The sequence below is a fragment of the Thioclava sp. F28-4 genome (assembly GCF_002020045.1).
GTDB classification, from domain to species: domain Bacteria; phylum Pseudomonadota; class Alphaproteobacteria; order Rhodobacterales; family Rhodobacteraceae; genus Thioclava; species Thioclava sediminum.
In genome coordinates this window covers 339,695-354,167 of sequence record NZ_MPZQ01000004.1, presented here as the reverse complement: position 1 = coordinate 354,167, position 14,473 = coordinate 339,695, and the positions used below count along the sequence as shown (strand labels likewise).

Annotated in this window: 15 protein-coding genes; 4 read left to right on the top strand and 11 right to left on the bottom strand. The window is 64.6% G+C overall.

The window, feature by feature from the left end; all coding sequences use genetic code 11:
* Positions 1–388: 388 nt before the first annotated feature.
* The 9 genes from BMI87_RS23020 to BMI87_RS11745 form a co-directional block, all read right to left on the bottom strand.
* The gene (locus BMI87_RS23020) at positions 389–760 is read right to left on the bottom strand and encodes a DUF433 domain-containing protein (RefSeq protein ID WP_078521647.1); all 372 of its coding nucleotides are present in this window, start codon (positions 758–760) and stop codon (positions 389–391) included.
* A gap of 267 nt (positions 761–1,027) precedes the next feature.
* On the bottom strand, positions 1,028–1,690 hold the full coding sequence (locus BMI87_RS11780) for an NnrU family protein (RefSeq protein WP_078521645.1): 663 nt from the start codon (positions 1,688–1,690) through the stop codon (positions 1,028–1,030).
* On the bottom strand, positions 1,687–2,886 hold the full coding sequence (locus BMI87_RS11775) for an NnrS family protein (RefSeq protein ID WP_078521636.1): 1,200 nt from the start codon (positions 2,884–2,886) through the stop codon (positions 1,687–1,689). The genes BMI87_RS11780 and BMI87_RS11775 overlap by 4 nt, the downstream gene beginning before the upstream one ends.
* A gap of 12 nt (positions 2,887–2,898) precedes the next feature.
* The gene (locus BMI87_RS11770) at positions 2,899–3,123 is read right to left on the bottom strand and encodes an NnrT protein (protein WP_078521634.1); all 225 of its coding nucleotides are present in this window, start codon (positions 3,121–3,123) and stop codon (positions 2,899–2,901) included.
* A complete protein-coding gene (locus BMI87_RS11765) occupies positions 3,120–3,293 on the bottom strand; it encodes a protein NnrT (protein ID WP_078521632.1) in 174 nt (57 codons plus the stop codon). The genes BMI87_RS11770 and BMI87_RS11765 overlap by 4 nt, the downstream gene beginning before the upstream one ends.
* Position 3,294: 1 nt before the next feature.
* The gene (locus BMI87_RS11760) at positions 3,295–5,199 is read right to left on the bottom strand and encodes a nitric oxide reductase activation protein NorD (protein ID WP_078521630.1); all 1,905 of its coding nucleotides are present in this window, start codon (positions 5,197–5,199) and stop codon (positions 3,295–3,297) included.
* A 10-nt stretch (positions 5,200–5,209) separates the two neighbouring features.
* Positions 5,210–6,013 carry a CbbQ/NirQ/NorQ/GpvN family protein gene (locus BMI87_RS11755; protein WP_371326881.1) on the bottom strand — a complete coding sequence of 268 codons (804 nt, stop codon included), beginning with the start codon at positions 6,011–6,013 and terminating at the stop codon, positions 5,210–5,212.
* A complete protein-coding gene (locus BMI87_RS11750) occupies positions 6,010–7,359 on the bottom strand; it encodes a cbb3-type cytochrome c oxidase subunit I (RefSeq protein WP_078521626.1) in 1,350 nt (449 codons plus the stop codon). Before BMI87_RS11750 ends, BMI87_RS11755 begins: the two co-directional genes overlap by 4 nt.
* 12 nt (positions 7,360–7,371) lie before the next feature.
* A complete protein-coding gene (locus tag BMI87_RS11745; RefSeq protein ID WP_078521625.1) occupies positions 7,372–7,824 on the bottom strand; it encodes a cytochrome c in 453 nt (150 codons plus the stop codon).
* Between the two features lie 124 nt (positions 7,825–7,948).
* On the opposite strand from BMI87_RS11745, the gene BMI87_RS11740 reads away from it, so the two are divergent.
* Entirely contained in the window at positions 7,949–8,215 is a 267-nt protein-coding gene (locus tag BMI87_RS11740) for a DUF1858 domain-containing protein (RefSeq protein WP_078521624.1), read from the top strand.
* Here BMI87_RS11740 and BMI87_RS11735 read toward each other — a convergent pair.
* On the bottom strand, positions 8,157–8,864 hold the full coding sequence (locus BMI87_RS11735) for a Crp/Fnr family transcriptional regulator (protein WP_078521688.1): 708 nt from the start codon (positions 8,862–8,864) through the stop codon (positions 8,157–8,159). The two genes, BMI87_RS11740 and BMI87_RS11735, sit on opposite strands and share 59 nt — an antisense overlap.
* Before the next feature lie 210 nt (positions 8,865–9,074).
* Between BMI87_RS11735 and BMI87_RS11730 the strand changes: the two genes are divergently transcribed.
* Genes BMI87_RS11730 through BMI87_RS11720 form a run of 3 tightly spaced genes read left to right on the top strand, consistent with a single transcriptional unit; the run spans position 9,075 to position 11,552 of the window.
* On the top strand, positions 9,075–9,503 hold the full coding sequence (locus BMI87_RS11730; protein ID WP_078521623.1) for a pseudoazurin: 429 nt from the start codon (positions 9,075–9,077) through the stop codon (positions 9,501–9,503).
* Between the two features lie 59 nt (positions 9,504–9,562).
* Positions 9,563–10,786: a copper-containing nitrite reductase gene (nirK, locus tag BMI87_RS11725; protein ID WP_078521622.1), complete on the top strand. Its 1,224-nt coding sequence runs from the start codon at positions 9,563–9,565 to the stop codon at positions 10,784–10,786.
* Positions 10,787–10,802: 16 nt separating this feature from the next.
* Positions 10,803–11,552, top strand: coding sequence for an SUMF1/EgtB/PvdO family nonheme iron enzyme (locus BMI87_RS11720; protein WP_078521621.1), 750 nt, complete (start codon positions 10,803–10,805; stop codon positions 11,550–11,552).
* Positions 11,553–11,941: 389 nt separating this feature from the next.
* Here BMI87_RS11720 and gyrB read toward each other — a convergent pair whose 3' ends face one another.
* The gene (gyrB, locus tag BMI87_RS11715; protein ID WP_078521620.1) at positions 11,942–14,392 is read right to left on the bottom strand and encodes a DNA topoisomerase (ATP-hydrolyzing) subunit B; all 2,451 of its coding nucleotides are present in this window, start codon (positions 14,390–14,392) and stop codon (positions 11,942–11,944) included.
* Positions 14,393–14,473 lie beyond the last annotated feature (81 nt).

The following is a 14,473-nucleotide window of genomic DNA, read 5'->3' as shown; positions in this document are numbered from 1 at the left end:
ACCGATCTCCGAAGGTCTTCCTCTCCGCCATCGCCCTAGCGGCTCTCGTCATCTACTGGTTATGAATCCTGACCCTAGCTTTTCCTGTTTTGATGGAAAGAAAAACCAGCCCATATTCTTAGCAAATTTTTGAAACTGGGAAACTCGGCGGCTCCGATTCCGAGATCATTTTTCGTGCCAATTCCGAGAACGCCTGAAATCAAGATCGCTTGGTCACCATTGCCGCGGAGGCACAGCTCACTGGAGATGCTGTCGGCCTCAAACCGGCCATTTCGCCCTGTCGCAGCTACCTACTGCTTGGGCTACGTTTCTGAAGGAGGCTCCTGCTGCCTTCCCTCCGAAGCATTGTATGTGCCCTCACTTGTGTTCTCAGTCGTGAAACGCTGGCTCACGGGGCGTTGGTTGGTGAAAGAGGCCAAATCCGGTACGCGAATTTGCCATTACCGAAAAGGAGCAGATTTGCCTGTAACTCTGTCGGGCACACTTCTGGCTCATCGTCGTCAAGGTCTGCCGTCGGAGGATTCCCCACGGGGTGGGTGCGGGCGTAGGTAGCAGCGCCCTCGAATGCTTCTCTTGGAATCGAGGGTTGCTCTTCACAGAGATCATCCAAGGTATCGCCGTCGCTAAGCCTGCCAAGCACAGATCGGCAAGTGATCCGCGTGCCTTTGATCAACGGCTCTCCACCCAGTATCTCATCGCGAGACTCTCGGTGAGCGCTAAGCAAAGTTAGGTCGCCTGTTGGACGGCTCGGCTGGGTCATTTCAAACCTGTTCCGTTACAGATCTCTTAACTCTTCGGCGAGATTGCGTGAAAAGCCATGATTGCTGTCTGCTTACTTGAGAGTTGGTAAGTCTACTGTGCAGCGGACGACGGTGAACATCCGGCGATAGGCTTTACCAAATTCGTCACATACGGCCCTAAGCAGACATTCGTTCAATAAACAGCGAACGTCTGCTTTCCGTCATGGAAACTGGTGTCGCGTGTCAGCCTTTTCGAACATCCTCGAGACTTTCGAAACGCGCGCCCGCTACACCAAGGCGACCCCTGCGAAATATTCATGCAGATGCAGCAGCGCCAAGTAGGCCACGAGGCCAAGCGCAGCTCTGCCGAGATCGGCCAGCGTGAGGCCCGCGAAGGGAGGCGCCGGTTTCGTCCGGCGCAGCGTCTGGGTCCAGACCTCCGGCCCCATCTCCCGGCGGCGCTTGCGGTCGATCAGTCGCATCCCGAGCAGGGCGAAGCCGCCAAGTGCGCCGAACAGCAGCACATGCGCCAGATCGCCGTTCGGCAGAAGGTGCAACCCCGCCCAGCTCGCGAGGCCAAGCAGCATCGGGTGGCGCGTGAGGCGCACGAGGCCGGGGCGGTCGGGGTCGAACTCCTTGCGACGACTGCCGCCGAAGGAGAACGGGTTCGGGTGGCCGAGCGCGACGGCAAACCAGATGCAAACCAGCGCCATCCCGGCCCGCGTCGCCTCCATCGCCCAAAGGGTGGTGGGCCACAGGTAGATCGGGTCCGGCCATGCGGCGGCGCGGATCAGGATCAGCAGCATCGCCGTGGATAGCAGCGAATAGCCAAGCCCGAAGCCTGCCGATCCGAACGCCGCCACCAGTCGCGCCTTCACCGTCGGGCGCGTCGGGATCGAATGGGTCGCAAGGAAGGCCGCGAACACTCCGCCATAAGCCAGCCACATCATTGCGCCCTCCGTCTGGGTTGCCACAGCACCGGAGCATAGAGGATCGCGAAGCCGAGGAAAGCCGCGCACCAAGCCACGCCGGAGACCGAATAAAGCGCGCTCACGCCGAGCCATCCCGCGAGGAGCCGCGCGATCATCGCGACGAAGAGGGCGGCATAGACCGCGACGGTTCCGGCGTTGGCCTCCAGCGGGCGACCGGTATGGCCGAGCGAGGCACGGCTCATCACTGCGAGCGTCATCCCACCAAGCGCGCCTGCCGTCCACAGATGCAGGGCGGTGGCCGGAGTGAGAGCGGCGGGGAACAGGATCGCGAACCCAAGCACCAGCGCCCCGAGCGGCAGGCAGACATAGGCGAGATGCAGCACGAAAAGGATCGGCGCGCGCAGCGTCAGCCCGCCTTTCCAGCGCCAGAGCCGCGCGAGATGGAGCGCGCCGTTCGCCAGCAGAAGCGCCGCAGTCAGTTGCGCCTCGGGCAGCGCAACCCAAGCCAGCAGCGCCGCGCCCGCAGCGACCATCGCGATTTTGTCGAAGCGTTGCATCGGCGGGGCGGGGCGCGCCGGATGGTTCTCCTTGACCAGCCAGTTGCGCGTGAAGGAGGGGATGATCCGCCCGCCGATCAGCGCGACCATCATCAGCACGGCGGCAAGGCCGAGCCGCATCCCGATACCCGCTGCCGCATAGCCGCCGCGTGCCGCCTCGATCAGGAACAGAAGGTCGGCGAGGGTGAAGATGCTCAGCAATCCCAGAACCGGCAGGTTGCGCCAGTTCTTCCCTGCCACGATCTCACGCAGCACGACGCCGCCAAGCGCGAGTGGGAAGGCGAGATCGACGCTCGCGACCAGTGCGAAAGGCAGATGCGCCGAGACCAGCAACCCCAGCCGCCCGAGCGCCCAGAGCGTGAAGAGGCCAAGGAGCGGCCAACCCACGACCGGCAGTCGTCCGGTCCAGTTCGGCACCGCCGTCAGCAGAAAGCCCGCGATCGCCGCGCCGAGATAGCCAAAGAGGAACGCATGCGCGTGCCAGCTGACCGGGTCGAGCCGCGTCGGTAACTCGATCAGCCCAGTCAGTGCCGGCACCCAGAGCGCCATCGCCAGCGCGGCCCAGACAGCGCCGAAGAAGAAGAACGGACGAAAGCCGCCCGACAGCAGCGCCGGGCCCTGCCAGCGGCGCATCTGTTCTGCGGAAGACATGGCCATGATCGGCTCCTTTTAGCTCTCGGCGGCGTCCATCAGCCGCCGGATGTGACATGCGAAGGCGTAGGTCGCAGGCACGGCGACCACCGCGCCCAGACCCAGCGAGACGACCGGAGTCGCGACCGGCAGCCCGACCCACGATCCGATGAGCGAGGCGAAGAACACGTTGACCGCGAAGGCGCCCCAGCCGAACGGGTAGAGCAGCAGCGCGATCCGGGCGGGGGACCAGCGCGCGCTCATCGCCGGGCGACCACCCGCGCCACCACCGCCAGTGCCGCGACGAGCGCGAGCGCCGCCAGCGCGAACCAGAACTCGGCGGTGGCCGATTGCGCCTGCGGGATCGGGCGATCGAAGCTTGCCGCCTGTGCGATGAGCGGGGCGAGGGCGAGAAGAAGGGTCAGTTTGCGCATGTCAGGTCTCCTGTGTGAGCGAGCGGTAGATGTCGGGCAGGGCGCGCAGCAGCCGTTCGGGCCGGGGCAACAGTGTGAAGCCGCCGCGCCCGAATATCCGTGCGAACCAGTCCTGCCCGTCCTCGTCGATGATGACGCCGTGCAGGCTCTGGCCCGCGCGGCGGGCTTCGCGCACGGCCATGTGGCTGTCCTCGATGCCGTGCTGGCCTTCGTAGTGGTCCAGATCGTTGGGCTTGCCGTCGGTCAGCACGATCAGCAGCTTGCGGCTGGCGCTCTCCTGCGCGAGCTGCGCCGAGACGTGGCGGATCGCGGCGCCGAGCCGCGTGTAATGGCCCGGGCGCAGCGCCGCGATATTGGCGTGGATCGGCGGCGCCATCTGGGCTTCGAAGCCTTTCACCCGCGTCAGGAACACCCGGTCGCGCTTCAGTGACGAGAAGCCCCAGATCGCGAACCGGTCGCCCGCCGCATCCAGCCCCTCGGCCAGCGCGGACATCGCCTCGCGCGCGATATCGATCACGCAGCTTTCGCCGATCGCGGCCTCGGTGGAGCGCGAGGTGTCGATCAGAAACGCCACGGCGAGGTCGCGTTCGACCTTGCGCAGGCTTTGCCACATCCGGTCGCTGCCCCGCCCGGTCGCGGCGAGATCGGCGCGGCTGGCGATGACGGCGTCGAGATCCAGCTCGGTCCCGTCGATCTGGCGCGGGCGCAGGATGCGGCGCGGTTGCAGCGCCTCGAACTGGCGGCGCACGGCGCGGATATAGCGCGGATCGGCGCGGAAGCTCTGCTTGGCCTCGGGCCGGGCGGGCGCGTCGAGCACCCGGCAGTGGCCCTCCATATAGGCGCGGCTGCGGTGGTTCCATTCGGGATAGACATGCTCGCCCGCCAACGCCTCGTGCTCCGCCTCGGCGGGCGAGAGGTCGAGATGCAGCCGCAGCCGCGTCGCAGCCTTGCGGTCGTGGCGGGTCAGCGTGATCTGGTCCTGATCCTCGGCGGCCTTCGCGGCGTTGTCCTCGTCATCGTCGTCGACCGAGCGATTGACGTTGAGTGCCTCGACCCAGGACAGGATCGACTCGAAACGGTGGATGATGAAGCTGTCGCGGCGGCGCGCCTGATCGAGCTCGCGGCGCTCGCTATGCTTGCGCTGCGTGCTGGCCAGCGCGGTCGGGGCAGTGGCGGGGGCATCGGCCTCTTCCGAGGCGGCGCTGCGGCCTGCGGTGTTCGGAGCAAAGCGCAGCCAGATCGGCACCGGGGCGAGCGGCATGTAACCACGTGCGCCCTCCGCAGTCTCGGGCAGCGAGGCAGAGGTGCCATCGGCGGAAAGCTGGTCGCAGAGCGCCGCTTCCAGCGCGGCCTCGGCCGCCGGGCGCGACAATCTGCGGCGACCTGCGAGGGTGAGCGCCGCCATCTCGCGGTAGGGCGCGCGCAGCCCTATGCAGCGGCGATAGGCCAGATCGCAGGCCTGCGCATTGGCACGGATCTGCGCGCAATCCATCGCCGGACCGTCGGTCTCGTCGGGCAGTTCGGGCATCGCGTCGCGGCTGAGCGCCGCCAGCGCGGTCAGCCAGAAATAGGCGGCACGGTTGAGATCAGACCGGGGAAAAACGTCCATCACCGGCGGCAGGCGCAGCCGCGCGCCGTCGAAGCGGGCGACCCGCTCGGTCTCGCGCCCGGCGCCAAGGCGGCGCCGGACGGGTTGGCGGTGACGGACCGGCGTGACCGGGGCCTCGACGATCTCGACATCCGCACCGCCGCCAAGCGCGCGCAGCAACAGCGCGAGCGAGGGGCGCAATGCGGCCAGCGCGACCGCGGCGTCGGGATGGCGATCGTCCTGACCGATATCCTTGGCCAGATCGTGCCAGATCTCGCCTACGGTTTCCTCGGGCTCCATCAGGTCCATCAGTCTCATGGTGTGCTCCTCAGCCGTAGATCGTGGCGATCAGGTCGCGCAGCGCCTGCTGCACGTCCGGCTCGTCGCTGAGCGCCTGGACCACGGCGGTCTCCAGCGCCTCTTCGATCGCGATGCCCGCGCCGATCAGCCGCGCGGCATAGACCAGAAGCCGGGTCGAGACGCCTTCCTCGAGATCCATGCCAGAGAGCTTGCGGATATGCCCGGCGAGGCGCACCAGCGGCACCACCTGCGCGACCGGCAGGCCGGTCTCGGCGGTGATCACGCGCGTCTCCGCCTCGGGTTCGGGGAAGTCGAAGGCGATCGACAGGAACCGCTGCCGGGTCGAGGGTTTGAGCCGCTTGAGCACGCTCTGATAGCCCGGGTTGTAGGAGGCCACGAGCATGAAGCCTTCGGGGGCCACCAGCTCTTCGCCGGTGCGGTCGATGATAAGGCGGCGGCGCGAGTCGGTGAGCGGGTGCAGCACCACGGTCACGTCCTTGCGCGCCTCCACCACCTCGTCGAGATAGCAGATCGCCCCTTCGCGCACGGCGCGGGTGAGCGGCCCGTCGACCCATTCGGTCTCGCCGCCCTTCAGCAGGTAGCGCCCGATCAGGTCCGCCGCCGACAGGTCGTCATGGCAGGCGACGGTGTAGACCGGCTTGTTCAGCCGCGCCGCCATATGCTCCACGAAGCGGGTTTTGCCGCAACCGGTCGGCCCCTTCAGAAGAAGGGGCAAACCGTTGTCATGGGCGCGCTCGAACAGGGCGCATTCGCGACCGGTGGGGTGGTAGTAGGGGATGCGGTCGTTGGTCATGTCGAGGGACATCGTCATTCTCCTGCCACGGGGGTTGCGGGACCGGGTGCGATGACTTCACGCCGACGCACCACGACGAGCGAGTAGATGAAGAGAAGCGCCCCGAGCACGACCGCCAGCCCCGCGCCGAAGCGCATCAGGTAGAAGATCGACAGGCTGTCCTGCACATCCATGTAGTAGTCGCCCACGACCCGTTGCATGTGGGTCTGGATCGTGCCTGCGAAGGTCAGCACGAAGGTCATGAAGGCCATGCCGCCGGTCATCAGCCAGAATGCGCCCATGTTGAGCACCTGGTTGTAGGGATCGCGCCCGCGCAGCATCGGCATCGCATAGGTGAAGACCGCGAGGTTGAGCGCCACATAGGCCCCGTAGAAGGCGAGGTGCCCGTGCGCGGCGGTGATCTGCGTGCCGTGGCTGTAGAAGTTCACCCCGTGAAGCGTGTGCAGGAAGCCCCAGACGCCCGCGCCGAAGAAGGCCACGGTCGACGAGCCCAGCGACCACAGGAGTGCTGCCTTGTTGGGGTGGTTCTTGCGGCCCTTCCAGACCATCACGAAGGCGAAGGACATCATCAGGAAGAACGGGATCACCTCGAAGGTCGAGAAGATCGAGCCCACCCATTGCCAGTAGCCCGGCGTGCCGATCCAGTAGAAGTGGTGCCCGGTCCCGAGGATGCCGGAGAACAGCGCGGTGGCGACGATGACATAGAGCCATTTCTCGACCACCTCGCGGTCGACGCCCGTGAGCTTGAGCATCAGGAAACCGAGAATCGCGGCCATTACCAGCTCCCAGGTCGCCTCGACCCAGAGGTGGACGACCATCCACCAATACATCTTGTCGAGCGACAGGTTGTCGGGGTTGATGAAGGCGAAGATCCACAGCAGGCACAGCAGCCACAGACCCATCAGCAGCACGTTGGTGATCGCGGTCTTGCGCCCCGCGAGTACCGTCAGCGAGATGTTGATCAGGAAGATCACGGCGGCGACGAGAATGCCGAACTTTACCCAGAGGGGCTGTTCGAGGAACTCGCGCCCGCCATGGATTCCGACAAGATAGGAGCCGACCGCGCCCAGCGTCCCGATCATCAGGATCGCGAGTTGCAGATAGGCGAGCTTGACCGAGAAGATCTCGCGCTCGCTTTCCTCGGGCACGAGGAAATAGGCCGCGCCGAAGAAGCCCAGCAGCAGCCAGACGATCAGCGCATTGGTGTGGATCATCCGGATCACGTTGAAGGGCAGGACCTCGGAGAGCGTGTTGGGCGAGACATAGATCCAGCCGGCCAGAAGCCCGCCCAGAACCTGCACGCCGAACAGCAGCATCGCGCAGTAGAAATAGGCTTTCGCCACGGATTGGGATTGGTATTTCATCGGTCTCTCTCCTCAGCCCGCATCATTGGGCGGCCAGCCCTGCGTGTCGGTGTGATCGGCCCAGCGGAGGAATTCCGCGAGCGCGCGCATGTCCTCTTCGCTGATCTCGAAATGCGGCATCTGGCGGCGGCCTTCGATGCCGGAGGGCTGCGCCGCGATCCAGGCGTCGAGCGTCTCGTAGGCGCCCTGCGGGTCGTCGACGACGCCCCAGCGGGTCATCACGTTGCCGACCTCGGGCGCGAAATAGGCGCCCTCGCCATGCAGGGTGTGGCAGTTGATGCAGGAATTGCGTTCCCACACGCCTTTGCCGCGCGCGACCTGTTCGGTCAGCGGCGCGGAGGCGGTCGAGTGGTTCACGATATAGAAGTGGCTCTGCGCGGTCAGTGCGATGAACACCAGCACGAAGAAAATGGATCCTCCGTAAAAGATGTTTCGTGCCCGCGACTTGGTCAGGATTTCAGCCATTTGGGCCTCCCTTGGGGTCAGTCGATGGCCCGAGGGATAGCGGCGTTCGCAGTTGGGAAGTTTGCGCCAGCACAACGTTTGACTGGATTGCCGGGATTAGCGTGGTCGGCAGAGAGGTCCCGCCATGTCAAAAGCCAGCTGGAAAAACCCCGATGCCACGCTCGACGCGCTGATGCGCGATTGGCCTGCTACGATCGAGGTATTCATGCGTCACAAGATGCTCTGTGTGGGCTGCCTCGTGAACCCGTTCCACACGATCGACGATGCCTGCACCGAGTATCGGCTCGATCTCGACGACTTCATCGCCGAGCTGGACGCGGCTATCGCGGCGTCTATCGAGACGGCGGGGCCTCGCCCCGGCAAATCAGCACCAGCCGGTGCGGATCGGTGACAGTGATCCGCTTGCGACGGCTCGCGACCACTCCCTGCTTTTCCCACGCGCTCAACAAGCGCGAGACCGTGTGCAGCGTCGTCGCGGTCATTTCCGAGAGATCCTGCCGGGTGATCGGGAAGTCGATCTCGATCCCGGTCTCCACTTTGCGCCCGGTCTGATTGATCAGGCGCAAGAGCGCATTCGCCACCCGCTGCTCGACCTGCTGGGTCGCCATTTCGACGATGCGGTTGTTCATCTCGCCGATGCGCTGGCCGACGGTCTTGTAGGTCTCGGAAGCGAAGCCGTCATATTGCGCCACGAACTGATCCCAGAGCCGCATCGGCCAGCCGAGCACGATCGCCTCCGAGGCGGTGACGGAGGTCGCGGGATAGGTCGTGCGCCCAAGCGCCTGCGCGATCCCGAAGAGCTGCCCCGAAGGGATATGCAGCGCGATCACCTGCTCGCCGGTGGGCGTGATCCGCATCACCCGGATATAGCCGTCGAGCAGCATGTAGAACCGCTCCGCCGGAGCGCCTTCCTCGAAGACCGCCACGCCCTCGTCGAAGCGGCGCACGCTGGCGAGATCGAGAATCTCGCGGATCTGCCGTTTCTCCAGCCGGGAGAAAGGCGGCATCGGCGTCAGCAGACTCTCGTCGAGCCTGGGCATCGTCTTGCGGGGGGTAGGCGCGCTCATGTCCTCTCTAAACACAGGCCTCCCTACGCGTTCAATATCAAACGTCACGCGGTCGCGAGCGCGCCGTCAAAAATTCTCGCGACGTTGTGAGAAAGCGCCGAGAAGTTTGCGCCAGAACAAAAAGCCGCGCGCCGAACCTCGTTAGACAGGGGGCAATCCAAGGATCCACGAAAGGACGAAAAGATGATCCGCACCCTGATTTCCGGCCTCGCGATGACCGCCCTTCTGAGCGGCGCAGCGAGCGCCGAGACCCACGAAGTCCACATGCTCAACAAGGGCGAGAAGGGCGTGATGGTCTTTGAGCCCGCCCTCGTGAAAGCCGCTCCCGGCGACACGATCCGCTTCATCCCGACCGACAAGGGGCACAACGCCGAAAGCATCGACGGGATGATCCCGGACGGGGCCGAGGGCTTCGCCGGCAAGGTCAACAAAGAGGTCGAAGTGACGCTCGACACCGAGGGGCTCTACGCCGTGCGCTGCAAGCCGCATTACGCGATGGGCATGGTGATGGTGATCGCGGTGGGCGACGCAACCACCCCCGACAATTTCTTCGAGGGCCGTGTGCCGAAGAAAGCCAAGGAACGCTTTGAAGAGGAATTGGGCGCGCTGTGAGCGCCCACGGCAGGAAACGCGCGACATCTTCCTGCTACGTTTAACCAGTGGAGGCTAAAATGCCGAAATATGTCAATCCAGCTCTCGTGAAAACCAACCGCCGCAACGTGCTGCGCGGCTCTCTTCTGGCAGGCGCCGCGGCGATGACCGCGGGCGCCGGGATGGCCGGAACCGCGTCGAAGCGTATGGCACCCCATGTCGCGCCGCGCCCGGCCGCGCCGAAATTCATCCTTGCCGAGGCCGAGGCTCAGGTGGCCGCGCCCAAAGCGGACCTTTCGGGCTATACCCGCGTCCAGCAAGAGCTTGTCGCACCGCCCTTCGCGCCCAAACATGAGCAGGTCGCGACCGGCGGCCCGAAAATCGTCGAGATCCGGATGGAGACCCGCGAGGTCCTGCTGACGGTGGACGAGGATACCGGCGCCAGCATCTGGGCGCTGACATATAACGGCTCGGTTCCCGGCCCGCTGATCATCGTGCATCAGGACGACTATGTCGAACTGACCCTGAGCAACCCCGCCGCGTCGCAGATGGAGCACAATATCGACTTCCACGCCTCCTCGGGCGCTCTGGGAGGCGGTGGCCTGACCCATGTCTATCCCGGCGAGGAAACGGTGCTGCGCTTCAAGGCGACGCGGCCGGGCGTGTTCACCTATCACTGCGCGCCGGGCGGAGCGATGATCCCCTATCACGTCACCCACGGCATGAACGGCACGCTGATGGTGCTGCCGCGCGACGGGCTCAAGGATGCCGAGGGCAACCCGCTGCGCTACGACACCATCGCCTATATCGGCGAGCAGGACTTCTACCTGCCGATGGACGAGAACGGCGATTACAAGACTTACGAGGTCGCCGGCGAGGACTTCGCCGACAGCGTCGAGGCGATGCGGACGCTCACGCCTACGCACTCGGTCTTCAACGGTTCGGTCGGCGCGCTGACGGGTGAGAACGCCTTCAAGGCCAAGGTCGGCGACACGGTTCTGATGGTCCACAATCAGGCCAACCGCGACAGCCGTCCGCACCTGATCGGCGGTCATGGCGACCATGTCTGGGAGAACGGCAAATTCGCCAATCCCCCGCAGAAGGATCAGGAGACCTGGTTCATCCGCGGCGGCAGCGCCGGGGCCGCGATGTATACCTTCCTGCAGCCGGGCGTCTACGCCTACGTCAACCACAACCTGATCGAGGCGGCCTTGCTGGGTGCCACGGCCCACTTCGTGGTGGACGGCGCATGGGACAACGCCCTGATGGAGCAGGTGACGCCGCCCCATGTGGTGGAAACCTGAGCCAGGGAGACCGGAGATGATCGCCAAGCTCGCTTTCCTCGCGCCCCGTCGTTCCCTTCGGAAGGTGCTTGCGGCGGGCGCGGCGATCATCGCCCTCGGGGCCGCGTGGGGTTTCCTGCGCGGCCCCGATCTCGATTACGTGCCGCAGATGGCCGAGCGGGTGGTGACGCTGCCCGACGGCCATGCGATTTACGTTCAGAAATACGAAGTGACGGTCGCGGAGTGGAATCGTTGCCACGCGGACGGCGCCTGCGAGCTTGCCTTGCGCGCCCCGCGCGGGAGCGCGCCCGCGGCGACCCCAGCCACCGGGCTTAGCCATGTCGATGTCGAGCAGTATCTCGGCTGGATCAATCGCAAGGCACGCCACGACTTCCGGCTGCCGACGATTGCCGAATGGCAGTTCATGGCTAAGGACGTGCTGCCCGAGAAGGAAGATCCGATCTTCACCGATCCCGATCTGACATGGGCGTCGACCTACCTGACCACCGGCCTCGCGCCGCGAAAGCTCTCGCCGCGTGGCAGTTTCTCCACCAGTGCCGAGGGGATCGTGGATCTCGACGGCTCGGTCTGGGAATGGACGCAGGATTGTTATGGCGGGGAGGGCGGCGGCCCCGTCGATCCGAAGAAATGCGCGGCCTTCTTCGCAGGCGGCGAGCATGTCGCAGCGATCCCGTTTCTCGTCCGCGATCCGGCGCGCGGCGGCTGCGCTGTCGGAAGCCCGCCCGCGCATCTCGGCCTGCGTTTGGTGAGTGAAACCCGGATATGATGAGAACCGGCGACAGTTCTGCGGAGCCAGGCCGAATGGCTGTTCCCAGTTGGCCAAAGTCGACACACTCTCTCCAGTCAACCTCGCATGCTTGGACCTTGGGCTCTCGCGCAGCGAACGACCGCTTCCCGCCCTTTGTCGAGCCGAGATCAATAACTGCCGATCGAATCTCTTACAGAGTAAGCGCCAAACAGAGTGTCCTCTCAGGGTGAAGCCAACCTGTTGCTCAGGAACCGAGACTGGGCCTGAAACCCTTCAAAAGAGATTGATCAGAAGCCGAGAATCTCTCGTGCCCGCCTTGTAGGCCGAAACGCCAGAAACGAAGCCTAATGGGCGTTTCGCGAAAACTTATGGGCAGCGCGAAGCATTATGCGCTGCCCTACACCCGATCAGAAGTCTAGGTTCTCCACCGTCAGGGCGTTTTGCTGGATGAACTCGCGGCGCGGTTCGACGACGTCGCCCATCAGCTTCGAGAAGATGTCCTCGGCCTCGGCCACGTCTTCGATGCGGACCTGCAGGAGCGTGCGTGCGGACGGATCCAGCGTGGTTTCCCAAAGCTGCTCGGGGTTCATCTCGCCCAGACCCTTGTAGCGCTGCAGGCTCAGGCCCTTTTCGCCTTCCTTGAGGATCGCGTCGAGCAGTTCCAGCGGACCGTGAATGAGGATTTCACGCTCTTTGCGCACCAGTTTCGCCGGGCGGTCATAGACCTCCTTGAGCTGGTCCGTCTGGCTGCCCAGGCGCCGCGCTTCGCCGGACCGCAGCACCGCGCCGTCGAGCGTGCGGACCTCTTCCACGCCGCGCAGAACGCGGGCGAGGCGGATGCCGTGATCCTGCGTCGGACGGCCCTGCCAGCCGCGCTCATATTCCAGCGCGACGAGGTCGAGACGCTCGGCGACCGAGTTCGCGACGCCCTGCGCATCGCCGTCGATCTTGCCCGGCACCATTGCGCCCGCGATCGCCGCCTGCTCGAGGATGTGATGCGGGTAATGGGTCGGGAAAGTCGCGAGGATGCGCTTGATCAGGCGGGCCTCTTCGACGACGCGCTTGAGATCCTGACCGCTTATCTCTTCACCGGTGTTGAGCCGCAGAATGGCGCCCTCGACGCCCATGTCGATCAGGTAATCCTCCAGCGCGGTCTGGTCTTTCAGATAGACCTCGGACTTGCCGCGCGCGACTTTGTAGAGCGGCGGCTGCGCGATGTAGAGATAGCCGTGCTCGATGATCTCGGGCATCTGGCGGAAGAAGAAGGTCAGCAGCAGCGTCCGGATGTGCGCACCGTCGACGTCCGCATCGGTCATGATGACGATCTTGTGGTAGCGCAGCTTGTCGATGTTGAACTCGTCGCGCCCGATGCCGGTGCCGAGCGCGGTAATCAGCGTGCCGATCTGATCCGAGCCGAGCATCCGGTCGAAGCGCGCACGCTCGACGTTGAGGATCTTACCGCGCAGCGGCAGCACCGCCTGGTTCTTACGCTCGCGGCCCTGCTTGGCCGAGCCGCCTGCGGAGTCACCCTCGACGAGGAAGACTTCCGACAGCGACGGGTCTTTCTCCTGACAGTCGGCGAGCTTGCCGGGCAGGGAGGCCACATCCATCACCGTCTTGCGGCGCGTCAGTTCGCGCGCCTTGCGGGCAGCCTCACGCGCCAGTGCGGCTTCGATGATCTTGCCGACGATCTGCTTGGCCTCGTTCGGGTTTTCCTCGAACCATTCGGCGAGCTTCTCGTTCACGAGGTTCTCGACCGCCGGGCGCACCTCGGAAGAGACCAGCTTATCCTTCGTCTGGCTGGAGAATTTCGGATCTGGCACTTTCACCGAGAGCACACAGGTCAGACCTTCGCGCGCGTCGTCGCCGGTGAAATCGACCTTCTCGCGCTTGGCGATCCCGCTCTCCTGCGCGTATTTGGTGATGGTGCGAGTGAGCGCGCCGCGCAGGCCCGCCATATGGGTGCCGCCGTCGCGCTGCGGGATGTTGTTGGTGAAGGGCAGCACGGTCTCATGGTAGCTGTCGTTCCACCACATCGCGCATTCGACGCCGATGCCGCGGACCTCGCCGACCATGTAGATCGGGTCCTCCATCACAGCGTTTTTCGAGCGATCCAGATATTTCACAAATTCCCGAACGCCGCCTTCGTAGTGCAGCTCGGTTTTGAGCGGCTCGGCGGGGCGTTCGTCTTCGATGATGATGCGGACGCCGGAGTTCAGGAAGGCCAGTTCGCGCAGACGCTTTTCCAGCGTCGCGAAGACGAAATCACGGTTCGAGAACGTGCCCTCGGGATCGTCTTCCTTGCACGATGCGAGGAAACGCACCTCGGTGCCGCTCTCGTTCGGGGCCTCGCCCACGACATGCACATGCTCGACGCATTCGCCATGCTCGAAGCGCGCCTTGTGGATCTTGCCGTCACGCCAGACCGTCAGTTCCAACCAATCCGAGAGCGCGTTCACCACCGAGACGCCCACGCCGTGCAGACCGCCCGACACCTTGTAGGCGTTGCCGTCATCGTCGGTGTTGTTGAACTTCCCGCCGGCGTGCAGCTGGGTCATGATGACCTCGGCCGCGGAGACGCCTTCCTCGGCGTGGATATCGACCGGAATCCCGCGCCCGTTATCGCGCACGGAGACCGAAGAATCCGCGTGAATTTTCACGGCGACGTAGTCGGCGTGACCCGCGAGAGCCTCGTCGATCCCGTTATCGACGACCTCATAGACCATGTGGTGCAGGCCCGAGCCGTCATCGGTGTCGCCGATATACATGCCGGGCCGTTTTCTCACGGCTTCCAAGCCTTTGAGAACCTTGATGGAATCGGCGCCGTATGCGTTCTTCTTCGGGGTGTCGTCGGTCATGCCTGCCCGTCCTTTATCTGTTGCCGGTTTTATATCGGCTGGGCAGAGGAATGTCACGTGTCAGACACAAGATTTAGGGGG